This is a genomic window from Variovorax sp. GrIS 2.14 (assembly GCF_046115955.1).
Lineage (GTDB): Bacteria > Pseudomonadota > Gammaproteobacteria > Burkholderiales > Burkholderiaceae_C > Variovorax.
Map to the genome: position 1 here is coordinate 61,230 of NZ_JBJXIA010000016.1, position 25,157 is coordinate 86,386.

The window sequence follows — 25,157 nt, forward strand, 5'->3', positions numbered from 1 at the left end:
CAGCCACCCCGTCGGGTACCCGTTAAAGCTCAGGCCAATGCCCGCTGGATGATCAGCTTCTGGATGTCCGAGGTGCCTTCATAAATCTGGCAAACGCGCACGTCGCGGTAGATGCGTTCCAGCGGAAAGTCGTTCACATAGCCGTAACCGCCGAGCGTCTGGATGGCCGCGCTACAGACTTTTTCGGCCATTTCGCTGGCGAAGAGCTTGGCCATCGCGGCTTCTTTCAGGCACGGCAGGCCGGCGTCGCGCAGGCTCGCTGCGTGCCAGATGAGCTGGCGCGCGGCTTCGAGCTGCGTGGCACATTCGGCCAGCCGAAAGCCCACGGCCTGCTGTTGGAAGATGCTGCCGCCAAAGGCCTGGCGATCCTTGGCATAGGCCAGCGCCACGTCGAACGCGCTTCGCGCCATGCCGACGCTCTGCGCGGCAATGCCGATACGACCACCTTCGAGCCCGCCCAGCGCGATCTTGTAGCCCTCGCCTTCTTGCCCGATGAGGTTTTCAGCCGGGATGCGGCAGCCGTCGAAATTGATCTGCGCCGTGTCGCTGGAGTGCTGGCCGAGCTTTTCTTCGAGCCGCGCGACGTTGTAGCCCGGCGCATCGGTCGGCACGATGAACGCGCTCATGCCGCGCTTGCCGGCACCCTTGTCGGTGACCGCGATGACGATGGCCAGCTGGCCGTTCTTACCGCTGGTGATGAATTGCTTGACGCCGTCGATCACGTAGCCGTGGGCATCCTTGCGCGCCGTGGTGCGCAGGCTCGACGCGTCGCTGCCAGCCTGCGGCTCCGTCAGGCAAAAGGCGCCGAGCATGTGGCCCTGCGCCAGTGGCTGCAGCCACTTCTTTTTTTGCTGCGCGTTGCCGTAGCGCATGAGGATGGCGTTGACCGGGCAATTGGTCACGCTGATGGCCGTGCTGGTGCCGCCATCGCCAGCCGCGATTTCTTCGAGCACCAATGCCAGCGTGACGTAGTCGAGCCCGGCGCCGCCGTCTTCTTCGGGCACGCAGATGCCGTAGGCGCCTAGTGCGGCGAGGCCGGCGTGCGCCGCCTTGGGGAAGGCGTGCTCGCGGTCCCATGCAGGCGCGTGCGGCCACAGTTCGGCCTGCGAAAAATCGCGTACCGCGTCGCGGATCGCTTCCTGGTCGGGGGTCAGCAGCATGTCGTGTCTCCGAGATCTGTTATTTGCCCGCGCCGAGATCCATGATCATCCGCGCGGTCATGTAGAGCCGGCGCGGAATGGCGTCGATCATCACGTACTCGGCCTTGTCGCTGTGATATCCGGAGCCTGGCAGTCCCATGCTCTCGATCACCGGCTTGCCCGACAGCGCTGCGTAGGCCGCATCGGTGCCGCCGCCGGTACGCTCTTCGATTTCGACCATGCCACCAGCTTCGCGATAGAAGCCGGCGGCCTTGTCGACCAGCTTCTTGCCGCCCTCGCCCGCGTTGAACGCCGGGCGGCCGCGGGTGACGACGATTTCAACCTCCGAGCCGGACACCTTCTTGTTCTGAGCCCGCTCTTCGAGCGTCTTCATCGCCGCTTCGAAATCTTCGTTGCGCGCATAGCGCACGTCGGCATTCAGCGTGGCGCTGTCGGGGATGACGTTATTGACGGTGCCGGCCTTGGCGATGGTCCAGTTGAAGCGAAGGCCTCTGGATTTGTCGTCGATGTCCATCGTGCGCAGCACCAGGTCCGATGCCTCGACCAGCGCGTTGACACCCGCTTCTGGCGCCTCGCCCGCGTGCGAGGTCTTGCCCTTGATGTTGGCCTGCACATAGGCGATGCCCGAGGTGCCGAGCGTCATCTTTTCGACCTCGGCGCTGGTCGGCTCGAACGACAGCACGTAGTCGGCCAGCCGCGCCTCCTGCTCGATCAACTCGCGCGACCCGAAGGAGCCTTTTTCTTCGTCGGTATTGAACAGCACGGTGATGGTGCCGTAGTCGCGCACGCCGTAGTCCTTCAGCAGTTTGAGCGTGTGCAGGATGACAGCGGTGCCGCCCTTGTCGTCGGCGATGCCGGGGCCATAAGCGCGCGCGCCTTCGAGGCGAAACGGCGACTTGGCCAACGTACCTTTCGGGTAGACGGTGTCCATGTGCGAGAGCAGCAGAAGGTTCTTGCCGCCCTTGCCTTTCAGCTTGCCGACGAGGTTGTCACCGACCACGCCAGCGGCCGCCTTGCTGCGCGTCACGCTGAAACCCAGCGCTTTCAGTTCGCCTTCGAGCAGATTGCCGACCGCGGCGATGCCCTGGGCATCACCCGTGCCGGTCTCGATGTTGACCAGGCGCTGCAAGGTCTTGAGCACAGCCTGCTGCTCTGCCGTGGCGGCATCGAACAGTACGTTGTCTCGCCTCTGCGCGAACGCCGTTGTCTGCACGAACACGCCCGCAAGCACGATGGCGAGGATGGCGGCCAGGCTTCGCTTCAAGCACGAACCCATTCAGATCAGTTCGATCGCGACCGCGGTGCCTTCGCCTCCGCCAATGCACAGCGTCGCGACACCGCGCTTCTTGCCGCGCGATTGCAGCGCATGGATGAGCGTGACCATGATGCGAGCGCCGCTCGCGCCGATCGGGTGGCCCAGCGCGCAGGCGCCGCCGTGCACGTTGACGATGTCGTGCGCGACGTCGAGCTCTTTCATGAGCGCCATCGGCACCACGGCGAAGGCCTCGTTCACTTCCCACAGATCGACGTCTTTCACGCCCCAGCCGGTCTTCTTGAAAAGCTTGGCGACAGCACCGACTGGTGCGGTCGAAAACCACTCGGGTTGCTGTGCATGGGTCGCGTGACCGACCAGCCGTGCGATCGGCCTGGCGCCGATCTTTTTCGCATGCGACTCGGTCATCATGACCAGCGCCGCAGCGCCGTCGTTGATCGAAGAGCTGGATGCGGCGGTGATGGTGCCGCCGTCTTTCTTGAAGGCCGGCTTGAGCGTGGCGATCTTGTCGAGCTTGACCTTGCCCGGGCCTTCGTCGATGGCGACGATCGTTTCACCGCTGCGGCCCTTGACCGTTACCGGTGTGATCTCGGCCTTGAACAAGCCATCGGCCGTGGCGTGGCGCGCGCGCTCCACGCTGGCGGTGGCGAAGGCATCCTGCTGCCCTCGGGTGAAGTTGTACTTGGCTGCGCAGTCTTCACCGAAGGTGCCCATCGAGCGACCCGGCTGGTAGGCGTCTTCCAGGCCGTCGAGCATCATGTGGTCGAAGATGCGGTCGTGGCCCATGCGGTAGCCGCCACGACCCTTGAGCATCAGGTAGGGCGCATTGGTCATGCTCTCCATGCCGCCCGCGACCATGACGTCGTGCGTGCCGGCCAGCAGCATGTCGTGCGCGAACATCGCGGCCTTCATGGCCGAGCCGCACATCTTGCTGAGCGTGACGGCCCCCGCGCTATCGGGCAGGCCGCCCTTGTAGGCCGCCTGGCGTGCCGGTGCCTGGCCTTGGCCAGCCATCAGGCAGTTGCCGAAGAGCACTTCACCGACCGTGGCGGCGTCGATGCCGGCACGCTCGACAGCTGCCTTGATGGCGGCACCACCAAGATCGTGCGCGGCGAGTGAAGAAAAGTCGCCTTGAAAGCCGCCCATGGGGGTGCGGGCGGCGCCGACGATGACGATGGATTCGGACATGAGGATCTCCTTGGAGGAACGGCCAGCCAGCCGCGGGTTTATGGATCGAGTAACAGGCCGCGTCGCGCTGATCGGCAGGATGCGGTCAGCCGAAAGAGCGCGAGTGCGTCGGCCGGCGGATCAGCCGGTCGCCTTGGCCGTGTCGGGCGCCGGCGCAGTGCTGGCCTCCGGCGGCCTGCTCCACTTGTAGCGAATACGCTGCACCGCCGCGCGGTACTGATTGTCGAGTGGCTTGCTGCCGTCGACGTCGAAGCCCAGGTCTTGCAGCAAGCCGTCGTGCACGCCGAAGGTCCAGCCATGCACCCGCACCGACTGGCCGCGGCTCCAGGCATCGACCATCACGGTGCTGACCGACACGTTGACCACCTGCTCGGCGACGTTGAGTTCGCACAGCGCATCGGCCCGGACTTCCGGCGGAAAGGTTTCGAGCATCACGCGGTGCCGGTCGCGCACGTCCTGGATGTGGCGGATCCAGTTGTCGGCAATGCCGATGCGCGCGCCCTCTAGCGCGGCCTGTACGCCCGAGCAACCGTAGTGACCCACCACCATGATGTGCTCGACCTTCAGACGCTCCACGGCGAACTGGATCGCCGACAGCGCGTTCAGGTCGGAGTGGACGACGATGTTGGCGACGTTGCGGTGCACGAAAACCTCGCCCGGCTCCAGCCCGGTGATCTGGTTGGCCGGCACCCGGCTGTCGGAGCAGCCGATCCACATGTAGCGTGGCGTCTGCTGCTTCACCAGGCCGGTGAAAAAGCCGGGCCGGTCGCGTTCCATTTGTGCAGCCCAGGACCGGTTGTGGGCAAAGAGGTCTTCGAGTGATTCAGGCATGGCGATATTGTGGCTAAGGTAAGGGTTCAACGGGAAGGTTCAGCGGCCAGGAACTTTGCGGGAACGTGCCAGGGTGGCCCGCGCTTTTTTCTCGTGGGCACGCACTTCTTCGAGGTTGGCCTGCAGCTCACCCAGTTGCGCTTCGAGCTGCTCCCGGTGGCTGCCGAGCACACCCAGGAACTTTTCGAGTTGCGCCTCGGTGTCGCGCGGGCTGTCGTACATGTCGAGAATGTCTTTGGCCTCCGTCAGGCTCAGGCCCAGGCGCTTGGCGCGCAGCGTGAGCGTGAGCCGGGCCCGGTCGCGCGCGCTGTAGATGCGTTGCAAGCCGGAGCGCTCCGGTGCGAGCAGGCCCAGGTCCTCGTAGAAGCGGATGGCTCGCGTCGTGAGGTCGAACTCCTTGGCGAGCTCGCTGATGGTGAAGGTCTGCGTCGGCATGAAGAGAAAAGGACGTTCCGGCGGCGACAGCGGGATGGTCGCGCACTGCCTACAATGTGGCGTCACATCATGACGTTTACGTAAACGTCAATCTTACATGAACCTCCTAGAACGCGAACTCCATTACACCCTGGGCGACACCCTCCCCGAAGTCGGCGAGGCGCTCGCAGTGGCGCCCGGCGTGCGCTGGATTCGCATGACGCTGCCCTTCGCGCTCAATCACATCAACCTCTGGCTGCTGCGCGATTCCATCGACGGGGTCGAGGGCTGGACGGTGGTCGATTGCTGCATCGCGCGGGACGAGTCCCGCGCGCAGTGGGAGCAGATCTTCGAGACGCAGTTGCAGGGTATGCCGATCCTGCGCGTCATCGTCACGCACATGCACCCCGACCACATCGGTCTGGCCGACTTCATCTGCAAGCGCTGGAACGCCCCGCTCTGGATCAGCGCCACCGACTACAACGTGGCCCGCTTGCTCACGAGCAAAACCAGCAGCGACAGCGGTGCCGGCGGCGACATGGCGGCTGACTTTCTCGTCATGCATGGCGTGACGAATGCCGAAGTCATCGCAGAAATTCGCAGTCGCAACAGCTACTACGCCGACATGGTGCCCGCCGTGCCCGACACCTACGTGCGGATGATGGACGGCGACACCGTGATGATCGGCGGGCACGCATGGCGCTGCATCAGCGGTTACGGCCACGCGCCCGAACACATCGCGCTGTACTGCGCCGACCTCAACCTGCTGATCGGCGGCGACATGATGCTGCCACGCATCTCGACCAACGTCAGCGTGCATGCGGGCGAGCCGGAAGCCAACTCGCTGCGGCTCTTTCTCGACAGCATTGCCAAGTTCAACGCCCTGCCGGCCGATGCGCTCGGCTTGCCCTCGCACGGCAAGCCGTTCACCGGCATCCATCGCCGTGTCGAGCAGTTGCAGGAGCACCACCGCGACCGGCTGGCCGAGCTGATGGAAGGGTGCGCGGTGCGCCCGCTGAGCGCGGCCGAGGGCATGCTGATCATGTTTAAGCGCGAGCTCGATTCGCACCAGATGACCTTCGCGATGGGCGAGACGGTGGCGCATCTGAACATGCTGATGTTCGAAGGCCAGCTCAAGCGCACGCGCGGTGCCGACGGCGTCTACCGCTTCGGGCTTCCGACCACTTGAGTCCGCGCAACGCAGCCACCTAAACTCGCGGCATGGACATGCTTGCTCAGTTGCGCGCGGGCCGGCTGGCAGGTGCGCAGCGGCTGGCTTTGTCATGCGGACTCACCGAGTTTCCGCGCGAGATTTTTGCGCTTGCCGATTCGCTCGAAGTGCTCGACCTGTCGGGCAATGCGCTCGATTCGCTGCCCGACGACCTCGGGCGGCTGCACAAGCTGCGGGTGCTCTTCTGCTCGAACAACCGCTTCACGACGTTGCCGGAATCGATCGGGCAATGCCGCCAGCTCGACATCGTCGGCTTCAAGGCGAACCGCATTCGAACGGTGCCCTCGCATGCGCTGCCCCCGTCGCTGCGTTGGCTGATCCTGACCGACAACGCGATCGAGGCACTGCCCGCTTCTGTCGGCGCCTGCGCCCGCATGCAGAAGCTGATGCTGGCGGGCAACCGATTGAGCGCGTTGCCCGATTCGATGGCGTCGCTCCAGAGCCTGGAGCTGCTGCGCATCTCGGCCAATGCGTTCGAGACGGTGCCGTCGTGGCTGCTCTCGCTACCGCGTCTGTCGTGGCTGGCTGTTAGCGGCAATCCATTCTGCGAGCGTGCCGAGCATGACGTGGCGGCGAGCACTGCCATCCCGCAGGTCGACTGGCGCCGCCTGGCGCTGGGTGCCAAGCTCGGTGAAGGCGCATCGGGCGTGATCTACCAGGCCGCGCTCGGCGGCCAAGACGGTGAGCGCAACGACGGTGAAGGCAACGACCGAAAGCGACCCGTCGCGGTCAAGCTCTTCAAGGGCGCAGTCACCAGCGACGGCTGGCCGCACAGCGAGATGGCCGCCTCGCTCGCCGTCGGCTCGCACCCCAATCTCGTTTCGGCACAGGGGCAGATTACCGGGCACCCGGATGGCACCGACGGGTTGCTGATGGCGCTGGTAGATCCGGCGTATCGCAACCTCGCTGGTCCCCCCAGCTTCGCTTCCTGTACGCGGGATGTGTATTCACCAGATGCCAAGTGGTCGCTGCCGGCCGCGCACCGGATGGCACAGGGCATCGCGTCGGCGATGGCGCATCTGCACGCGCACGGCATCGTGCATGGCGACCTGTACGCGCACAACATCCTGTTCGAGGCTGATGGCACGGCGCTGCTCGGCGACTTAGGCGCAGCGGCCATGACCGGCAATCTGGCTGTGGCGCAATCTATCGCGCTGCAACGACTGGAGGTGCGCGCCTTCGGCTGTCTGCTCGAAGAGCTGGCCGAACGATGCGATGCGGCCGGTCCCTTGGCCGAAGGCTTGCAGATGCTTGCAAAGCGTTGCTTGCAGCCCGACGTCGGCGCGCGGCCGTCGTTCAGCGAACTGGAAACAGCACTCGCCGGGGCGAGCGTGTGAAGCCCGCATTACCGCTGCCCACGCGCGACGGCGTCGGCCCGAGTTGTGTCGGTTTGCCGACCGGCCCGTGGCCGACCATCACCGACTTTCTGGTCGAGCGTTTTCCGGCCATCGACCGCGCGACATGGATCGGGCGAATGAACGCCGGGACCGTCGTCGACGAGCACGGAGAGCGAGTCACGGCCGACCGGCACTACCAGGCACCGCTGCGCGTCTACTACTACCGCACGCTCGATGCAGAGCCCCGTATTCCGTTCGACGAGGCGGTGCTGTTCCATGACGAACACCTTGTCGTCGCCGACAAGCCACCCTTTTTGCCGGTCACGCCGGGCGGCAAGTTCCTGCAAGAGAGCCTTCTGGTCCGGCTCAAGCGCAAGCTGGGAATCGACGATCTGGCGCCATTGCACCGCATCGACCGCGGCACGGCGGGGCTGGTGTTGTTCTCTGTGCAGCCGCAAACGCGCGCCGCGTATACGAGCCTGTTCGCCGATCGCGCGGTTGAAAAGCGATACGAGGCAATCGTGACGTGGCCCGCAGGCGCATCGGTGCCAAGCGTGTATCGCAGCCAGCTGGTGGACGACGACGACCACTTCATGCGCGTGAAAGAAGTCGAAGGCGAGCCGAATTCCGAGACACATCTATCACTGCGCGAAGTGCATGGCGAGCGCGCTTTGCTCGACCTCGCCCCCGTCACCGGCCGCAAGCACCAGCTACGGGTGCATTGCATGGCGCTGGGCGTGCCGATCGTCAACGATCCGATCTACCCGACGCTGCTGCCGGCGGACAGCGACGACTTCGACAAACCGCTGCAACTGCTCGCGAAATCCGTCGCCTTCCGCGATCCGTTGACTGGCGAGCCCCGACGCTTCGAAAGCCCGCGCGCGCTGGCGCTTTGAACGACGAGAACGACGCCCGAAACGGCGTCTCGGGGGAGCGCTCTGGCGCCAAGGTGACGCGCCAGCGCCGCATCGCGCACTAAGCTTTGCCGGCAAATTTTTCAAACAAGTTCAGGAGACATCAATGGACACCAGCAACCTCTTTTCGCTCAAAGGGCGCACCGCGCTCATCACCGGCGGCTCGCGCGGCATCGGCCGCATGATCGCCGAGGGCTATCTGGCCCAGGGCGCACGCGTCTACATTTCGGCGCGCAAAGCAGCGGCTTGCGACCAGACCGCCAAGGAGCTTTCGGCCTTCGGCACCTGCATTTCGCTGCCCGCCGATGTGTCGACGCTGGCCGGCGCGCAGGCGCTGGTCGATGCCTACGCCAAGCATGAAAGTTCGCTCGACATCCTGGTCAACAACGCCGGCGCTGCCTGGGGCGCGCCTTATGACGAGTTCCCGGAGAGCGGCTGGGACAAGGTGGTCGACCTCAACCTCAAAGCCCCGTTCTTCCTGACGCAGGCGCTGACGCCGATGTTGAAGAAGGCTGCGACCGACCACTTGGCGAAGGTGATCAACATCGCGTCGATCGACGGCATTTCGGTCAACCCGCAGGAGACGTATTCGTATGCGGCGAGCAAAGCCGGCCTGATCCAGTTGACGCGCCGCATGGCATTGCGGCTCGCTCAAGACCGCATCGTGGTGAGCGCGATCGCGCCGGGCGCGTTTGCATCGGACATGAACAAGGATGCGCGTGACCACGGAGACGAGGTGAAGGGGCGCATCCCGGCCGGTCGCATCGGCACGCCGGAAGACATGGCGGGCGCTGCGATTTATCTGGCCTCGCGCGCGGGCGACTACGTGATGGGATCGACCCTCGTCGTCGACGGCGGCGTCACTCACGCCCGGTAGCCATAGGCGCTAAAGACGAGGGATCGTCTCGTCTTTGAGGTGCCGACGAAGCTGCTGGTAGTCGGGCATGACGCTCTCGACCGTCTCCCAGAAGCGCTGGCTGTGGTCCATCACGCGCAGATGACTCAGCTCGTGCGCGACCACGTAGTCGATCACGGGCAGGCGGAAATGGATGAGGCGCCAGTTCAGGCGGATCGAACCGTCGCTGCTGGCGCTGCCCCATCTTGTCGCAGCATTCGACAGCGACAGCTTTTTCCACCGCACACCGAGCTTCGGCGCGTAGGCATCGAGGCGCTCGGTGAACAGGCGGCGCGCCTGGCGCGTGAGCCACGCTTGCGCCGCGTCGCGGATCTGATCCGGATTGGCGTTGTTTGCCACCGCGAGACGCAAAGTTCGCGCGCCGTTCGCATCGAGTTCCGCATCGAGCACGGCGCCCACACCTTTGAAGCCGTGGCGCGGATCGAGTTGCACCACAACAGGCTCGCCTAGAAACGGAAAGGTCGCACCGTCTTTCCATTCGATGCGCGAAGCTTCGACGCGCGCGTGACGCTCTTGCGTTTCAGCCAGCTTGCGGACGATCCAGTCGGCTTTTTCCAGCACAGCCGCATCGACATCGCGCAGCGTGACCCAGCGCGGGGCGCGCACCGACAGTCCCTCGGCGCCGACCACGAAACCGATGGTGCCGCGCTTGCCACGGGTGAACTCGTAGCCGACGCGCGCATGGCCGACTACCACTTCGCGCGTGGCACGGGGGTGAATGAAACGGGCCTGGGACAACACGTCCCTGAGCGGCACAGGGGGAGTGGCCGGTGCGTGTGGCACCGAGTTCGACGGCGACTGCGACTGCGACAGTGGAAGCACCGGTGTGGACTGCTGCAGCTTCGGCGCTTGGGCTGGCGGCAAGTCATCGACAACCATATCGACGTCCGCCTCGGGCACGTTGAACAAATCGAGCGTGAACTGCAGGAGGCCGCGCATGGAGGTTCTTGTCAGGCGGCGGCTACGGCTGCGGCGTACGCTTCCGGGTCGAGCCGACGCATCTCGGATTCGATCCAGGCCTCGACCTCGCGCATCAGCTCGTCGGGTTTGCGGCCGACGCTCGGAATCGCCGGACCGATCGACACATCGACGATGCCGGGCCGCTTGATGAAGGCCTTGCGCGGCCATACCCTGGCCGAGGTGACGGCCACCGGAATGACTGGAACGCCAGTCTCGCAAGCGAGCCGCGTACCGCCGTTTTTGTAGGTGCCCTTCTGGCCTCGCGGAATGCGCGTGCCTTCCGGGAACATGATGATCCAGATGCCTTGTGCCAACAGCACACGCCCCTGGCTCACGACCTTGTTGAAGGCCTGCGTCTTCTGGCTCCGATCGATGTGGATCATGTCGAGCCGCGCCATCGCCCAGCCGAAAAATGGCACGTAGATCAGTTCCTTCTTGAACACGAAGGCGAGCGGGTGCGGCATCAGCGTCGGCATCAAAAACGTCTCGAGCGTCGACTGGTGCTTGACCAGCAGCACGGCGCCGGCAAGCTGATCGGTCGGCAGGTTTTCCATGCCGGTGACGCGGGTGCGAATGCCGAGCAAAACCCGCGCTCCGCCGATCGCCCAACGCAGCCAGCGCTCGGCCATCCAGTACAGCGGAATGCCGCGTTTCCACAGCGAGCTGACGCACATGATGATGCCCCAGGGGACCACGGTGACCAGCATCCAGAGGGCATGAAGCAGGGAGCGAACGAAAGCCATCAGATCGCCACCTGCAGTTCAGCCTGCTTCTTCGCTTCGCGCACCAGCAGGAAGTCGACGAAGGCGGCGAGATCTTCGTGCACCATCGTTTTGGCCGGGTACTCCGGCGGCAGTTCGACGCCGCGGCACGCAGCGCCCATGCCGGTCAACACCAGGTGCGGTTCGCAGCCGACCGACGCGCCGGCTTGCAGATCGCGCAGGCTGTCGCCGCAAGTCGGCACGTTGACCAGGTCGACGCCGTAGCGGTCGCCGATCTGCCGGAACAGGCCCGCCTTGGGCTTGCGGCAATTGCAGTTCTCGTCCGGGCTGTGCGGGCAATAGAAAACCGCATCGACACGACCGCCGACGCTGGCCAGCATCTTGTGCATCTTCGCGTGCATGAGGTTGAGCGACGCCACATCGAACAGACCGCGCCCCAGGCCCGACTGGTTCGATGCGATCACCACATGCCACCCAGCGTGGTTGAGCCGCGCCACCGCTTCGAGCGCGCCGGGCAGCGGCGTCCATTCGACGTCGCTCTTGACGAAGTCGTCGCGGTTCACGTTGATGGTGCCGTTGCGGTCGAGGATGACGAGTTTCATGGATTGGCTTTCGCCTCGCTGTGGCGTCGGTTGATCAAGACGCCGATGTGTTCAAGAGGCTCCGGATGCATGGCAGGGTAAAGGTCTACCTCGCGTGAAATCAGCAAGGCCGCCGGCGGCTCGTCCAGCAGCAGCAAGATCGTCTGGCTCCCGACCACCACCAGTGAGTTCTCTTGCGTGATAGCGGCCGCAGCCCGGAGGACATGTTGGAGTTCTTCCAGCTTCATTGCGACAGCGCTACATATCCGCGCGACTGCGAAAGCAACGCGGTGCGCTCGCGCTGCGTTACAAGCACGCCCAGCGGAGAAACACTTCGCATGAGCTGCCCGTGATCGGTTTCCGACAAAGCGGCCCGCGCCAATGCATCCGGCTCGTCAGACAGCAGTTGTTCCCATTCGGACCACAGAGCATCCGAGCGTGTTTCGCCGGCCTGTGAGCGCCAGCGCGTCAAAGTTTGCCGAACACGGGCGTTCAGCGTCGGATCGGCGCGCAACGCATCGATGGCCCGCCTGTGCAAAGCGAGCGAAAAGTGGTCGAGTTGCAGTTGGCGGTTCATCGAGACGATTATCGAGCGCTCGGCCTTACGCCGCCAGCCGTTCCAGTTGCGCCACCCGGTTCATTGCCTCGTGCAACGACTTCAACAGGCCGAGCCGGTTGAGGCGCAGGTCGGCTTGCTCGGCGTTGACCATCACGCCGTCGAAGAAGGCATCGACCGGCGCGCGCAGCGCGGCCAGCGTCTGCAATGACGCGGTGTAGTCGCCTGCATCGAACTGGGCGTTGGCTGCCGGGACAACGTTTGCCATGGCGGCGTAGAGCGCCTTTTCTGCCGGCTCCTGCAGCAACAACTCGCTGACGTGCGCGTCTGCGTCGGGCGCCTTCTTCAGAATGTTGCCGATGCGCTTGTTGGCGGCGGCAAGTGCGGGGGCCTCAGGCAGCGCGGCGAAGGAGCGGACGGCGGCGAGTCGAGCGGGAATGGTCGACCACTCGCCGAGCTTGTGCGCGTGCAGCGCGGCGTCGACTTCGACCGCCGTATAGCCTTCATCCCTGAAGTAGCCCTTGAGCCGTTCGATGATGAATTGGTCCAACTCGACCGATCGGTCCTCGAGCAAGCCGGGCTTGAATGCAGCGAATGCGAGCCGCGTCAATTCGTAGAAGTGCAACGGCAATGCGCGCTCGACCAACATGCGTCCGACACCCAACGCATGCCGCCGCAGCGCGAACGGATCGCGATCACCCGTTGGCAAATTACCGATGCCGAACATGCCGACCAACGTCTCCAGCTTGTCCGCCAACGCGACCACTACGCCGACATCACCGCGCGGCAGCGTGTCGCCGGCAAAGCGCGGCTTGTAGTGGTCTTCGATGGCGTCGGCCACCGATGCGTCGAGTCCGTCGTGCAGCGCGTAATAGCGCCCCATCGTGCCTTGCAACTCGGGGAACTCGCCGACCATGTCGGTGACCAGATCGGCCTTGGCCAATTGGGCGGCCTGCACCGCGCGCGCCGGCAGCGTGGCGTCGCCGGTCGATGCAGCGAGCAGCTTGGCGATGCCCTCCGCGATCTGCATCACGCGCACGACTCGCTCGCCCTGCGTCCCGAGCTTGTTGTGATAGATCACCTTGCCCAGCGACTCGACGCGCGAGGCCAGTGATTTCTTGCGATCCTGGTCGAAGAAGAACTTGGCGTCGGCCAGGCGCGGGCGAATCACGCGCTCGTTGCCTTGCACCACCGCGCTCGTGTCGTCCGGGCTGATGTTGCTGACGACGAGAAACTTGTTCGTCAACTTGCCGGCGCCATCGAGCAGCGGAAAGTACTTCTGGTTGGCCTTCATCGTGAGGATGAGGCACTCTTGCGGTACGTCGAGAAACTCCGGCTCGAAGCTGCAGACCAGCACATTCGGCCGCTCGACCAGGGCCGTCACTTCATCGAGCAGCGCGTCGTCGTCGATCGGCACCGAGTCGCTGCCGACCTTGACGGCCGCTGCGGCGAGTTGTCGCTCGATCTCGGCGCGGCGCTGGTCGAAGCCGGCGATGACCGCGCCTTCTTCGGCCAACTGTTGCGCATAGCTGTCGGCATCGCGCAAGACAACCGGATCGGCCGAGGCTTCGAAGCGGTGGCCATGCGTGTCGCGACCGGACTTGAGGCCGAGCGCTTCTATGGCGACCACATCCGCGCCGTGCAACGCCACCAGTCCATGCGCGGGGCGCACGAAGCTGACGCTGGTCCAGCCGGGCATCGCGCTGCCTTCTTCTAGCTGGTAGCTCATGACCTTGGGGATCGGCAGCTTGGCGATCGCTTCGGCCAGTGCCTTTTGCAGACCTTCGGCCAGGCTCGCACCTTTGGCGGTGCTTTCGTAGAACAGCGCTTCGGCCTTGCCGTCGACCGCGCGCTTCAATCCCGCCACGGCAGACGCGTCGGCGCCCAGCGCGGCGAGGCGCTTCAGCAGGGCCGGTGTGGCATTGCCCGCTGCATCGATGCCGACCGCGACCGGCATCAGCTTCTGCGAGACAGCCTTGTCGGCGGCCACCGCGGCCACCTGCGTCAAATGCGCAGCAAGGCGGCGCGGCGAGGCGTAAGCCGTCAGGGTCGAAGCTGCCTCCGCCAAGCCCTGCAAGACCAGTTGATCGCGCAGCACGCCGGCGAACGCATCGCCAAGCTTCTTCAATACTTTCGGCGGCAGCTCCTCGACGAACAGTTCGACGAGCAGATTGCGTTTGTTGTCAGCACTCATTGCTCAGGCCGCCTTCTTCAGGACGGGCATCTGCGCGACCCATTCGCGCGGCGCCATCGGAAAACCGAGCCGCTCGCGACTCTCGTAATAACTCTGCGCCACGCTGCGCGCGAGGTTGCGAATGCGGCCGATGTAGGCCGCGCGTTCGGTCACGCTGATGGCACCGCGCGCGTCGAGCAAATTAAAGCTGTGTGCGGCTTTGAGCACTTGCTCGTAAGCCGGCAGCGCGAGCTGTTCGGTCATCAGATGTTTCGCCTGCTTTTCGTGCGCGTCGAATGCGGTGAACAAAAAGTCCGCGTCGCTGTGCTCGAAGTTATAGGTCGACTGTTCGACCTCGTTCTGCTTGTAAACATCGCCGTAGGTCAAGCCATCGGTCCATGTCAGGTTGTAGACGTTGTCGACGCCTTGCAGGTACATCGCAAGCCGCTCCAGCCCATAGGTGATCTCGCCGGTGATCGGCTTGCAGTCGATGCCGCCGACCTGCTGGAAGTAGGTGAACTGCGTCACCTCCATGCCGTTGAGCCAGACCTCCCAGCCCAGGCCCCAGGCACCGAGCGTCGGGTTTTCCCAATCGTCCTCGACGAAGCGAATGTCGTTTTTTTTCAGGTCGAAGCCGAGAGCGGTCAGCGAGCCCAAGTACAGCTCGAGGATGTTCGACGGGGCCGGCTTCAGCACGACCTGGTACTGGTAATAGTGCTGCAGCCGATTCGGGTTTTCGCCGTATCGACCGTCCTTCGGCCGCCGGCTCGGCTGCACGTACGCGGCCTTCCATGGCTCCGGCCCGAGCGCCCGCAAAAACGTGGCGGTGTGCGAGGTACCGGCACCGACTTCCATGTCGAGCGGCTGAAGCAACGCACAGCCCTGGTCGGCCCAGTACGACTGCAGTTTGAGAATGATTTGTTGGAAGGTCAGCATGTAGAACCGAGGCGCCCCGCGCGGTTGCGCAAGCAGCCACAGATTTTACGGGCCGGGCCAAGGCGAGCTAATACTCCCAGAAGATGCGCTGCAATTCCTTGGTGTCCGTGGTCTTGGTCATTGCCAGCATCGCCAGGATGCGCGCCTTCTGCGGGCGCAGGTCGTGCGCGACGACCCAGTCGTACTTGTCGTCCGGCTGCTCGGCATTGCGGATAACGAAGCCATCGGGAACGCGCGAAGAGCGGATCACGACGATGCCGTCGGAGCGCACCTTCTGCAGGTACGGCACGATGCGGTCGGCCACCGAGCCGTTGCCCGGACCGCCGTGGATCAGCGCCTTGATTCCGCTCTTCCCGAGCGCCTCGATGGCGGTCGGCGACACGCCTTCGTAACCCATAGCGATCTCGACATTCGGGATCGTCGTGATGGCGTCGATGTCGAACTCGGAGTTCATCGTGTGGCGCTTGACCGGCGCGCGGAACCAGTAGTTCTTGCCTTCGACCACCATGCCGAGCGAGCCCCATTGGCTGACGAAAGCGCTCGGCTTGATGTTGAAGTTCTTGCTGACGTCACGACCGCTTTCGATGCTGTCGTTCATGGTCAGCAACACGCCCTTGCCCATCGCGTCCTTGCTGCCCGCCACGCTGACTGCGTCGTACAGGTTGAGCGCGCCATCGGCCGACAGCGCGGTGCCCGGACGCATCGAGGCGACCATGACGATCGGCTTGTTGGTGTGGACGGTAAGCGTCAGGAAGTACGCCGTTTCTTCCACCGTGTCGGTGCCGTGCGTGATGACGATGCCATCGACATCGGCTTGCTTGGACAGCGCCGACACGCGCTTGGCGAGCGTGACCAGGTTCTCGTTGGTGAGGCTTTCGGAAGCCACCTGGAAGACCTGTTCGCCACGAACATTGGCGATCTTCGACAGTTCCGGCAAACCGGCGATGAGCTTGTCGACGCCGACCTTGGCCGCCGCGTAGGTCGCGCTGTTGACGGCCGATGCACCCGCCCCGGCGATGGTGCCGCCGGTGGCGAGTATCACGACGTTGGGGAGTGCCTGGGCCTGGACAAGCGCGCTGGCGGCGAGCAGCGCAGTGCCGGCCGCGAAGGCGCGAATTCGGGAAGAAAGGTACATGAGTTGGCTCCTTGGACGTTGCAGGGTTGCGAAGCAGATTTGACGGCCAAAGCGATAGGGAAAGCGTGCCGATGGCGCGCGCGGCCCATGCCGGCGTCGCATGCCGTCATGCGTGGCACCGACCGATCGATCGAGGGTTTACCATCGCCGAGGTCAGGCCGCAGCCACAATCCCCATGAACCCGGAAATTGCCAATGCAACCGCCGTCGGCACGCAGCAGATGCCTGCGCCCGAAGGCCCGCTGTCGCGTGCGCGGCCGGGACGCGAGCGGATCATGTCGGCGATTCGCGAAGCGGCGGTGGCCGAGTTCAGCCTGCACGGACTCAAGGGCACGTCGACGCAAGCCATCGCGGCGCGCGCCGGGCTGACCAAGCCCCAGTTGCATTACTACATCGCCGGCAAGGAAGAGTTGTACGAAGAGCTGTTGATGCAGGTGCTGCACGACTGGAAGGTGGTGTTTGCTTTCGAGGACCATGCCAAGGACCCGGGGCCGGTGCTCGGTGACTACATCCGCAAGAAGCTCGACCACGCCTTCGACAATCCGGAAATCTCGCGCATCTTCACGCGCGAGGTGCTCGATGGCGGGCGCAATCTCGATCGCTACTGGCCCAACGCCCGGGCCTGGACGCAAAAAAAGGTCGACATCATCAACGGCTGGATCGCACGCGGCCAGATGCGCCCACTCGATGCACGGCTGCTGCTGATGCACATCTGGGCGATGACTCAAAGCTATGCCGACTACGCACTGCAAACGCGCGTGATGCTGGGCCTGCCGCCAGATGCGCCGATCGATCGGGAGCCGATCGCGCGCGAGCTGGTGGCGTTCGTCTTGCACGGTTGCGGCCTGAACGAGACTTAAAGCCCCGGGACTTGGGGGCTCGTCAGCCCGGCGCTTGCCCCGCTTCGGTGCGCCCATCCTGGCACGGTGTTTGCGTAAACCTGACCGATTGCTCTGATTAATCGGTCAAATTCACCATGCGCGTGCTTGTCGTCTATTGCCACCCAGTCGAAACCAGCTTTCATGCGGCCCTGCACCAGGAGGTTCTGAAGAGTCTGCGCGCAGGCGGGCACGAAGTCGATGACTGCGATCTGTATGCCGAGCGGTTCGATCCGGTGTTGTCGCGCGAAGAGCGACTCGGCTATCACGAGGTGCCGAGCAATCAATTGCCGCTCAAGCGCTACGTCGAGCGACTGCAGTGGGCCGAGGCCATCGTTTTCTGTTTCCCGACCTGGTGCTTTGGTCTGCCGGCCATGCTGAAGGGTTACTTCGACCGGCTCTTCATGCCGGGAGTGGCCTTCGACATCAGCGATCCGGCCAACGTGAAGCCGATGCTGACCCACATCAAGCGGATTTCGGCCGTCGTGACTTACGGACGGCCTCGCTGGGTCGCCTGGTACATGGGCGATCCGCCACGCAGGATCGTCACGCGCTACATGAAGCGGCTGACCGGCCAGCAGGCACGCATCGACTACCACGCCCACTACCACATGAACGTGGCGACCGAGCCTCAACTCAAGCGCTTCATGGCGCGGGTCGGCAGCGCTATGGCTCGCTTCGCCTGAGGCTTGCAACGTTCCGAGATCGCACGCCCTTCTTCAAATTTTCGACACCAGGACAGTCACCATGCTGCACGGCTACATCCCTCCCCATCGCTTCCTGCCCTACCTGAGCTGGACCCAGATCAATGCGCTGCCGGACCGCGAGAACACGGTCATCGTGCTGCCTTGCGGCGCCATCGAGCAGCACGGGCCGCACCTGCCCTGCTCGGTCGACAGCGTGATCTCGTCGGGCGTGATGGGCAAGGCGCTGGAGCGCCTGCCCGCCGAGGTGCGCGCCTTCGCGCTGCCCACCATCACCTATGGCAAGTCGGAAGAGCACCTTCACTTTCCCGGCACCATGACGCTGACGGGCCCGACGCTGCTCGCCACGGTGACCGAGATCGGCGAGTCGGTGTACCGCTCCGGTTTTCGCAAGCTGCTGTTCGCCAACGGCCACGGCGGCCAGCCGCAAGTGCTGGAAATGGCAGCGCGCGAACTGCGCTTGCGCCATGGCGACTTCGTGGTGGTTCCGCACGGCGTGTCACGCCTGCCGAATGCGTCGAGCAAGCAGATCAGCGACCAGGAAAAGCGGCTGTCGATGCACGCCGGTCATTCCGAAACAGCGTTGATGCTGGCGTTGGCGCCCGACACCGTGCACATGGAACATGCGGCGGCCAATTACCCGCCGCCCTTCCCCATCAAGCTCCTGTCGCCCGATGGCCGTCCGGCCTGCGCCTGGACCGCGCGCGACTTCGGCCCGAGCGGCGTGATCGGCGACCCGACCAGCGCCACCCGCGAGCAAGGTGAAGAGATTCTCGACACGCTGGCGGCAAGTTGGGTGCAGGCGCTCACCGAGCTGTACGCATTGCGCTGGGTGGTGCGCGAAGAGGCGACCTGGGGCCGCGGCCACGAGCAGGGCTTCATTCAGTCGACGCCTCCGTCGATGGCACCTTCCGCTGCGCCGCTCGCTCACGCGCTCTGAGGCGCATTCCTTGCATTGCAGATTCGCTTCAAGTCCGCTTTTTTTCCACGCTCGAGAGGTTCACACCATGCGCAAGCAAATTGTTTTCCGTTCCGCATCGCTCGCCGGCGCCATCGCGCTGGCTGTCTGCGGCTTTGCCAATCCCGCGCAGGCGCAGGCCACCGAACCGTTCACCTATATGACCAACTGGTTCGCACAGGCCGAGCATGGCGGCTTCTACCAGGCGGTGGCGGAAGGCACCTACAAGAAGTACGGGCTGGACGTGACCATCAAGATGGGCGGCCCGCAGGTCAACATCACGCAGATGATGGCGGCCGGCCAGGCCGACTGCATCATGGGTTCCAGCGACATCCAGATGATGCAGACGCGCGAAGGCGGCGTGCCGGTGGTCAATGTCGCAGCCTTCTTTCAGAAGGACCCGCAGGTGCTGATCGCGCACGAGGACGTCAAGAAGTTCGAAGACCTGAAGGGCAAGACCATCCTGATCGGCGCGCAGGCCAACCGCGGCTACTGGCCGTGGCTCAAGACCAAGTTCGGCCTCACCGACGAGCAGACCCGGCCTTACACATTTAACATTCAGCCCTTCGTGGCCGACAAGAACACGGCCCAGCAGGGTTACCTGACCTCCGAGCCGTACGCCATTCAGAAGGCAGGTGTGAAGAGCACCGTTCTGATGTTCAGCGACTTCGGATTTCCCGCCTATGCGACCACCGTGTCGTGCATGGAAAAGACGGTGAAGGACCGCAGCAAGCAGGTCGCCGCCTTCGTCAAGGCCTCCGCCGAAGGGTGGAAAAGCTACCTCGCCGATCCGGCACCTGCCAATGCGCTCATCAAGAAAGACAACCCCAACATGACCGACGACCAGCTCGCCTACAGCGTGGCCAAGCTCAAGGAAATGGGGATGGTCACCGGTGGTGACGCAGCCACGATGGGCATCGGCGTGATAACCGACGTGCGCGCCAAGGCGAGCTACGACTTCCTGGTCAGCACCAAGTTGCTCGACCCGACCAAGGTCGAACTGTCGAAGACGTACACCACCAGTTTCGTCAAGGATGCCAAGGTGCTTCCCTGAACGGGACGCGTGCGGCAATGAAAGACATGTCCTCTACAGCTGAAGCGGCAGCGGTAACGACTGCAATACCGACTGCGGTACCGACTGAGGTACCGGCGGTGGAAATCCTGTCCGCCGAAAAGACATATCCGAACGGCACGCAGGCGTTGTTGCCGGTCGACCTGACGATCGCCGAGGGCGAGTTCGTGACCCTGCTCGGACCGTCGGGTTGCGGCAAGAGCACGCTGCTGAAGATGGTGGCGGGCATGCTCGATCCCAGTGACGGTCGCTTGCTGGTCTGGCGTAAGCCGGTGGCGCAAATCGATGCGAGCGGCCGCAAGATGGCTTTCGTGTTTCAGGCGCCGACGCTCATGCCCTGGGCCAGCGTGCAGACCAATGTGCGGCTGCCGCTCGACTTGGCGGGCGTGTCGCGCAAGGAAGCAGACGGCCGGGTGACCGAGGCGCTCGCGCTGGTCGGCCTCAACAAGTTTGCCGGCGCGTTGCCGAGGGCACTTTCGGGCGGCATGCAAATGCGCGTGTCGATCGCGCGCGGCCTGGTCACGCAGCCCGACCTCCTGTTGATGGACGAGCCCTTCGGCGCGCTGGACGAGATCACGCGGCACCGCCTTGATGCCGATCTGCTCGAGCTGTGGCGCAAGAAAAAGCTCACGGTGATCTTCGTCACGCACTCGATCCACGAAGCGGTGTTTCTGTCGAGCCGCGTGATCATGATGGCGGCACGGCCAGGACGGGTAGTGGAACAGTTCGAGATCGACGAGCCCTATCCGCGCAATGCCGACTTCATGGTGTCGCCACAGTTCAGCCGTCACGCCAAGCGACTGCAAGACAGCTTGCTGCGTGCCAGCCAGGCGCACGAGGAGCTGGCGCCATGAGCGCGGTCATCAGCGAGTCTTCGACTGCGGGCAAGACCACGCTGGCTCCGGCTGCCGCCGCGTCGCCGACCTTGCGGGCGAGCCCCGCAGCACCTGCTCGCAAGGCGGTGCCGCTGCGGCACGTACCCCTGCTCCGGCAACCGCGGGTGCAGCGGGTGTTCTATCCGTTGCTGGTGGGCGTGGTGCTGGTCGCGCTCTGGCAATGGCTCGTGACGGCGATGGAGCTGCCGGCCTATCTGGTGCCCTCGCCGTTCCTCATGATGCAGACGCTGGTGCACGACTGGGTGCCGCTCGGCATGGCGCTGCTGGTCACGTTGAAGATCACGGTGCTATCTTTTATCGTGGCGACCATTGCGGGCGTTCTGATCTCGTTTCTGTTTGTGCAGAGCAAGCGAATCGAGACCGCGCTGTTCCCGTATGCGGTGTTGCTGCAGGTGACGCCGATCGTGGCGGTAGCGCCCCTCATCATCATCTGGGTCAAGAACCCGACCGCGGCGATGACGGTATGCGCGGCCCTCGTGGCGCTGTTTCCCATCATCGCCAACACGACGCTCGGCTTGCGCAGCATCGACCCCGATCTGCAGAGCTACTTCAAGCTGAATCGGGCGACGCGCTGGCAGCAACTGGTGCGGTTACGCATTCCGAGCGCACTGCCGTACTTTTTTGGCGGCTTGCGCATCTCCAGCGGTCTCGCGCTCATCGGCGCCGTGGTGGCGGAGTTCGTCGCAGGCACCGGCGGCTCGGGTGCAGGGCTGGCTTACCAAATTCTTCAGGCTGGCTTTCAGCTCAACATTCCGCGCATGTTCGCCGCGCTGCTGCTGATCTCGCTGACCGGCGTGGCGCTGTTCGCCCTGATGGCCTGGCTCAGCAAGCTGGCCCTGGGCTCATGGCACGCCAGCGAACTTTCTCAAGATTGAAATGACGACCATGAACGCTCCTGTTTCCGCTGTCGAACAACTGCTGCTCGCACTGCCTGAACTCGACTGGATCACCGACGAGAGTCGCGTCGCGCGCCTGTCGCAAGACTTCGCCTGGTTCAGCCCGGTGCTGAACCGCCAGCTGAAAGACAAGCGCGCCGATGCCGTGGTGCGGCCGCGTACCGAAGACGAATTGCGCGCCGTGGTGAGCGCCTGCGTGCAACGCAACGTGCCGATCACGATTCGCGGCAGTGGCACCGGCAACTATGGCCAGACGACGCCATTGGCGGGCGGTGTGGTGCTCGACATGACCGGCTACAACGCGCTGCTGTGGGTGCGACCGGGCGTGGCGCGCGCGCAGGCCGGGATGCGGCTCGGCGAGCTTGAAAAACAGACCCGCCCGACCGGCCAGGAACTGCGCTGCATGCCGTCGACCTACCGCAGCGCCACGCTCGGAGGTCTCTTCGGCGGTGGCTTCGGCGGTATCGGCTCGATCAACTACGGCCCGTTCGGAGCGCCAGGCAACGTGCTCGGCGTGCGGGCGATGACGATCGAGGCCGAACCGCAAATCATCGAGCTGCGTGGCGCCGAGGCGATGCGAATGCACCATCTGTGGGGCACCAACGGCCTGGTGCTCGAGCTCGAAGTCGGCTTGGCGCCAGTACACGCCTGGCTCGAAACGCTGGTCACTTTTTCAGACTTCGACAAGGCGTTGGCGTTTGGCAATGCACTGGCGCATGCGCCCGGCATCGTCAAGCGCGAAGTGGCCTTCTTTGCCAGCCCCATACCCGACTATCTGACGCAGTTGGCCGAGTATTTGCCGAAGGGCTGCCACGCGGTGCTGTCGCTCGTCGCCGAATCAAGCGAAGAAGCGATGCACGAACTTGCCGCCCTGCACGCCGGCTCGATCACGTATCGCAAGACCGCGGCCGAAGTGCAAAAAAGCAATCGCACCCTGATGGAGTTCACCTGGAACCACACCACGCTGCATGCGCTCAAGGTCGACAAGACGCTGACCTATATTCAAAGCAGTTTCGTGTCCGGCAAGCAGGTCGAGCAGATCACAGAGATGGAGCACCTGCTCGGCGGCGAGGTACTGATGCATGTCGAATTTCTGCGCAACCTGGACGGGCTGATCGCCTGCAGCGCGCTGCAACTGGTTCGGTTCACCAGCGAAGAGCGGCTGGACGAAATCATCCGCATACATCGGGAACGCGGTGTACGCATCAACAACCCTCACACCTTCATCGTCGAAGACGGCAAGGCAGGGGGCGCTTTGCCGCCTGAGATCATCGCCATGAAAAACCGCTTCGACCCGCATGGTCTGCTCAATCCGGGCAAGCTGCGCGACTGGCCAGTGGTGCCCCGGTGAGCGTCATGATCGATACGACAGCGAGCGCGACGATGGGTGCGCCGATGGCCAATTACGCCGCGGCCAGGCGCGTGGGCGATTTCGTCTTTATGAGCGGCGTGGTTGCGGTCGACCCTGCGCGGCGTCAGGCCGTCACCTCTTACGACGACATTCCCGAAGCCGCGCGTGACGCCCTGCGGCCGCTCGGCTATGTGACCGGCCAGATGTCGGTCGACGTCTACGAAGCGCCTATCGTCGCGCAGAGCTGGTTCGTGCTCGAGCGCATCCGCCAGCTGGCCGTCGAACATGGCGGCACGATGGCCGACGTGGTGAAGCTGGTGCAGTACTTTCGCGACATTCGCCACTACCCCGCCTACAACCGCGTGCGCGGACTGTTCTATCCGGGTGCGCCGCCGGTGAGCACCGTTGTGGAGGTATCGCGCTTCTTGCCGGGAGACGCGCTGGTGATCGAGGTCGAGGCGACCGCCTATTTGCCGTTGCCGCGCTGACTGCCGCGACGGCGGTGCAGCACGATCGTGCAGGCGATCATCAGCAGCGACAGTCCCCAGAGCGGCCAGAGTCCGAAGCGGGACACCCACCACGCATAGGGTGTAATGCCGCCACGTCCTTCGACCTCGGCGAGCAGCACGCCGCGCGTGAGGCGCGGCAGCGATTGCGCAACGCGGCCACGGTGGTCGATGACCACCGTGGCGCCGGTGTTGGTCGCACGCACCATCGGCCGCTGGAACTCGAGCGCGCGCATCCGCGAAATCGACAGGTGTTCGTCGATAGCAACCGAATCGCCGAACCACGCGATGTTGCTGACGTTGAGCAGGATGGTCGGCGCATTGCCGGCGTCACGAAAGTTCGCGCCGATCTCGTCGCCGAACAAGTCTTCGTAGCAAATGTTGGGCGCGATGCGCTGGCCTTGCCAGACGAACGGCGGCTGCGCGAGCCCGCCACTCCTGAAATCGCCCAGTGGGATGTTCATCAGGTCGGTGAACCAGCGGAATATCGATGGCACGAATTCGCCGAACGGCACGAGGTGATGCTTGTCGTAGCGATACGTGGCGGACGCACCCGGCTGAAACCCGAGCACTGCATTGCTGTAGGTGGTGCCGTTGCCGATCGGCAGGCCCACGATGGCTGCCCGTGTGCCGGTGGCGTACCGCGCGGCGATCGATTCGAGGTAGCCCGGTGGCAACTGCGAGGGCAACAACGGGATTGCCGTTTCGGGCGTGATGGTAAGCGAGGCTTTCGGGTCATTGAGCTGTTCGCCGTACCAGCGCAGCGCTGTCGCGACGCCACCGCCCGGGATGAACTTTTCGTCTTGCGGGATGTTGCCTTGGAGCAGCGCGACATCGAGCTTGCCGCGAGCCAGTTCCGGCGTGTCGTTGGCGTCTCGTGAGGCGCCCAGCGCCCAGGCGGCGATCAGAACAGCAACGGCGGACACGAGCGGCGCAAATCGTCGGAAGGTCAAGCGACCCAGCGGCTTCGTGCCGACGGTAGCGGTTGTGATGACGGTCATGGCGGAGGCGACTGCTGCTGCGAGCGCAGCGGCAATCGCCCCGACGCCATAGACGCCGACCCACGGAGCGGCCACGGCCAACGGCCCGTCGACATGCGCATAGCCAATGGCTCCCCACGGGAACCCGGTGAACCAGCTGCCGCGAAGCAATTCGGCCGCGGTCCAGAGCGAGGCGAAAAGCACAGCCGCTGCGAACCGATTGACCGGCGCAAATCGGACGAACAGGCCGCATGCCAGCGCGTAGTAGAGCGCGAGCGCCGCTGCCAGCGCCAACACGGCGCTCACGGCCAGCGGCGCAGCAAGACCGCCGTAGGTGTGCAGCGAAATGAAAAGCCACCAGAACGTGCCGCAAAGCCAGGCCGTGGCAAAGAGCCAGCCGAACCCGAAAGCGTGATGTGCGGACTTCGATGCGCTGCCGGTGCGGATCGCATCGAGCTGCCACACCAGAAAAACCATTGGAACAAGCTGCAGCCACCACAGCGGTTGACCGCTCCACGGCGCGGCGATCGACAGCGATTGAGCGAGCCCGGCGGCAGCGAAGCCCACCCCTCGCAAGAGCGTCTTCAAGG

At 64.3% G+C, this 25,157-nt stretch carries 26 protein-coding genes; 12 read left to right on the forward strand and 14 right to left on the reverse strand.

The window, feature by feature from the left end; genetic code table 11:
- Positions 1-29: 29 nt before the first annotated feature.
- The 5 genes from RCH10_RS21495 to RCH10_RS21515 form a co-directional block, all read right to left on the reverse strand.
- Positions 30-1,160 carry an acyl-CoA dehydrogenase family protein gene (locus tag RCH10_RS21495; RefSeq protein ID WP_409053967.1) on the reverse strand — a complete coding sequence of 377 codons (1,131 nt, stop codon included), beginning with the start codon at positions 1,158-1,160 and terminating at the stop codon, positions 30-32.
- Between the two features lie 19 nt (positions 1,161-1,179).
- Positions 1,180-2,424 carry a glutamate carboxypeptidase gene (locus RCH10_RS21500; RefSeq protein ID WP_409053968.1) on the reverse strand — a complete coding sequence of 415 codons (1,245 nt, stop codon included), beginning with the start codon at positions 2,422-2,424 and terminating at the stop codon, positions 1,180-1,182.
- 12 nt (positions 2,425-2,436) lie between these two features.
- Positions 2,437-3,621, reverse strand: coding sequence for an acetyl-CoA C-acyltransferase (locus RCH10_RS21505; protein ID WP_409053969.1), 1,185 nt, complete (start codon positions 3,619-3,621; stop codon positions 2,437-2,439).
- A 120-nt stretch (positions 3,622-3,741) separates the two neighbouring features.
- A complete protein-coding gene (gene can / locus RCH10_RS21510) occupies positions 3,742-4,452 on the reverse strand; it encodes a carbonate dehydratase (RefSeq protein ID WP_187053165.1) in 711 nt (236 codons plus the stop codon).
- A gap of 39 nt (positions 4,453-4,491) precedes the next feature.
- Positions 4,492-4,887, reverse strand: coding sequence for a MerR family transcriptional regulator (locus RCH10_RS21515; RefSeq protein WP_409053970.1), 396 nt, complete (start codon positions 4,885-4,887; stop codon positions 4,492-4,494).
- Between the two features lie 97 nt (positions 4,888-4,984).
- Here RCH10_RS21515 and RCH10_RS21520 point away from each other — a divergent pair, with 97 nt between their 5' ends.
- The 4 genes from RCH10_RS21520 to RCH10_RS21535 all read left to right on the forward strand — a co-directional run bounded on the left by RCH10_RS21520 (position 4,985) and on the right by RCH10_RS21535 (position 9,225).
- Complete coding sequence (locus RCH10_RS21520; protein WP_409053971.1) at positions 4,985-6,055, forward strand: MBL fold metallo-hydrolase; 1,071 nt, start codon at positions 4,985-4,987, stop codon at positions 6,053-6,055.
- Between the two features lie 32 nt (positions 6,056-6,087).
- A complete protein-coding gene (locus RCH10_RS21525) occupies positions 6,088-7,434 on the forward strand; it encodes a leucine-rich repeat-containing protein kinase family protein (protein ID WP_409053972.1) in 1,347 nt (448 codons plus the stop codon).
- Positions 7,431-8,330 (forward strand): pseudouridine synthase, encoded by a 900-nt coding sequence (locus tag RCH10_RS21530; protein WP_409053973.1) that lies wholly within the window; start codon positions 7,431-7,433, stop codon positions 8,328-8,330. Before RCH10_RS21525 ends, RCH10_RS21530 begins: the two co-directional genes overlap by 4 nt.
- 124 nt (positions 8,331-8,454) lie before the next feature.
- The gene (locus RCH10_RS21535; RefSeq protein WP_323495791.1) at positions 8,455-9,225 is read left to right on the forward strand and encodes an SDR family oxidoreductase; all 771 of its coding nucleotides are present in this window, start codon (positions 8,455-8,457) and stop codon (positions 9,223-9,225) included.
- Positions 9,226-9,234: 9 nt separating this feature from the next.
- Here the strand turns inward: RCH10_RS21535 and RCH10_RS21540 are convergent, their stop codons facing one another.
- The 8 genes from RCH10_RS21540 to RCH10_RS21575 all read right to left on the reverse strand — a co-directional run bounded on the left by RCH10_RS21540 (position 9,235) and on the right by RCH10_RS21575 (position 16,327).
- The gene (locus RCH10_RS21540) at positions 9,235-10,203 is read right to left on the reverse strand and encodes a M48 family metallopeptidase (RefSeq protein WP_409053974.1); all 969 of its coding nucleotides are present in this window, start codon (positions 10,201-10,203) and stop codon (positions 9,235-9,237) included.
- 11 nt (positions 10,204-10,214) lie between these two features.
- Positions 10,215-10,967: a lysophospholipid acyltransferase family protein gene (locus RCH10_RS21545; protein WP_323495793.1), complete on the reverse strand. Its 753-nt coding sequence runs from the start codon at positions 10,965-10,967 to the stop codon at positions 10,215-10,217.
- The gene (gene gmhB, locus RCH10_RS21550) at positions 10,967-11,548 is read right to left on the reverse strand and encodes a D-glycero-beta-D-manno-heptose 1,7-bisphosphate 7-phosphatase (protein ID WP_409053975.1); all 582 of its coding nucleotides are present in this window, start codon (positions 11,546-11,548) and stop codon (positions 10,967-10,969) included. The genes RCH10_RS21545 and gmhB overlap by 1 nt, the downstream gene beginning before the upstream one ends.
- The gene (locus RCH10_RS21555) at positions 11,545-11,775 is read right to left on the reverse strand and encodes a hypothetical protein (protein WP_409053976.1); all 231 of its coding nucleotides are present in this window, start codon (positions 11,773-11,775) and stop codon (positions 11,545-11,547) included. Before RCH10_RS21555 ends, gmhB begins: the two co-directional genes overlap by 4 nt.
- On the reverse strand, positions 11,772-12,104 hold the full coding sequence (locus RCH10_RS21560) for a hypothetical protein (protein WP_323495796.1): 333 nt from the start codon (positions 12,102-12,104) through the stop codon (positions 11,772-11,774). Before RCH10_RS21560 ends, RCH10_RS21555 begins: the two co-directional genes overlap by 4 nt.
- A gap of 25 nt (positions 12,105-12,129) precedes the next feature.
- Complete coding sequence (gene glyS, locus RCH10_RS21565) at positions 12,130-14,277, reverse strand: glycine--tRNA ligase subunit beta (protein WP_409053977.1); 2,148 nt, start codon at positions 14,275-14,277, stop codon at positions 12,130-12,132.
- A 3-nt stretch (positions 14,278-14,280) separates the two neighbouring features.
- Positions 14,281-15,192: a glycine--tRNA ligase subunit alpha gene (glyQ, locus tag RCH10_RS21570; protein WP_323495798.1), complete on the reverse strand. Its 912-nt coding sequence runs from the start codon at positions 15,190-15,192 to the stop codon at positions 14,281-14,283.
- A gap of 67 nt (positions 15,193-15,259) precedes the next feature.
- Positions 15,260-16,327: a type II asparaginase gene (locus RCH10_RS21575; protein WP_409053978.1), complete on the reverse strand. Its 1,068-nt coding sequence runs from the start codon at positions 16,325-16,327 to the stop codon at positions 15,260-15,262.
- 220 nt (positions 16,328-16,547) lie between these two features.
- Between RCH10_RS21575 and RCH10_RS21580 the strand changes: the two genes are divergently transcribed.
- The 8 genes from RCH10_RS21580 to RCH10_RS21615 all read left to right on the forward strand — a co-directional run bounded on the left by RCH10_RS21580 (position 16,548) and on the right by RCH10_RS21615 (position 23,569).
- Positions 16,548-17,186: a TetR/AcrR family transcriptional regulator gene (locus RCH10_RS21580; RefSeq protein WP_409053990.1), complete on the forward strand. Its 639-nt coding sequence runs from the start codon at positions 16,548-16,550 to the stop codon at positions 17,184-17,186.
- 116 nt (positions 17,187-17,302) lie between these two features.
- Positions 17,303-17,890 (forward strand): NAD(P)H-dependent oxidoreductase, encoded by a 588-nt coding sequence (locus RCH10_RS21585; protein ID WP_409053979.1) that lies wholly within the window; start codon positions 17,303-17,305, stop codon positions 17,888-17,890.
- Between the two features lie 61 nt (positions 17,891-17,951).
- The gene (locus RCH10_RS21590) at positions 17,952-18,848 is read left to right on the forward strand and encodes a creatininase family protein (RefSeq protein WP_323495801.1); all 897 of its coding nucleotides are present in this window, start codon (positions 17,952-17,954) and stop codon (positions 18,846-18,848) included.
- A 67-nt stretch (positions 18,849-18,915) separates the two neighbouring features.
- Positions 18,916-19,920: an ABC transporter substrate-binding protein gene (locus RCH10_RS21595; RefSeq protein ID WP_409053980.1), complete on the forward strand. Its 1,005-nt coding sequence runs from the start codon at positions 18,916-18,918 to the stop codon at positions 19,918-19,920.
- A gap of 26 nt (positions 19,921-19,946) precedes the next feature.
- A complete protein-coding gene (locus RCH10_RS21600; protein WP_409053981.1) occupies positions 19,947-20,792 on the forward strand; it encodes an ABC transporter ATP-binding protein in 846 nt (281 codons plus the stop codon).
- Positions 20,793-20,905: 113 nt separating this feature from the next.
- Positions 20,906-21,709 (forward strand): ABC transporter permease, encoded by an 804-nt coding sequence (locus tag RCH10_RS21605; protein WP_323495823.1) that lies wholly within the window; start codon positions 20,906-20,908, stop codon positions 21,707-21,709.
- Positions 21,710-21,719: 10 nt separating this feature from the next.
- Positions 21,720-23,081, forward strand: coding sequence for an FAD-binding oxidoreductase (locus RCH10_RS21610; RefSeq protein ID WP_409053982.1), 1,362 nt, complete (start codon positions 21,720-21,722; stop codon positions 23,079-23,081).
- Between the two features lie 5 nt (positions 23,082-23,086).
- Complete coding sequence (locus RCH10_RS21615) at positions 23,087-23,569, forward strand: RidA family protein (RefSeq protein ID WP_409053983.1); 483 nt, start codon at positions 23,087-23,089, stop codon at positions 23,567-23,569.
- Here RCH10_RS21615 and lnt read toward each other — a convergent pair.
- A complete protein-coding gene (gene lnt / locus RCH10_RS21620; RefSeq protein ID WP_409053984.1) occupies positions 23,548-25,155 on the reverse strand; it encodes an apolipoprotein N-acyltransferase in 1,608 nt (535 codons plus the stop codon). The two genes, RCH10_RS21615 and lnt, sit on opposite strands and share 22 nt — an antisense overlap.
- Positions 25,156-25,157 lie beyond the last annotated feature (2 nt).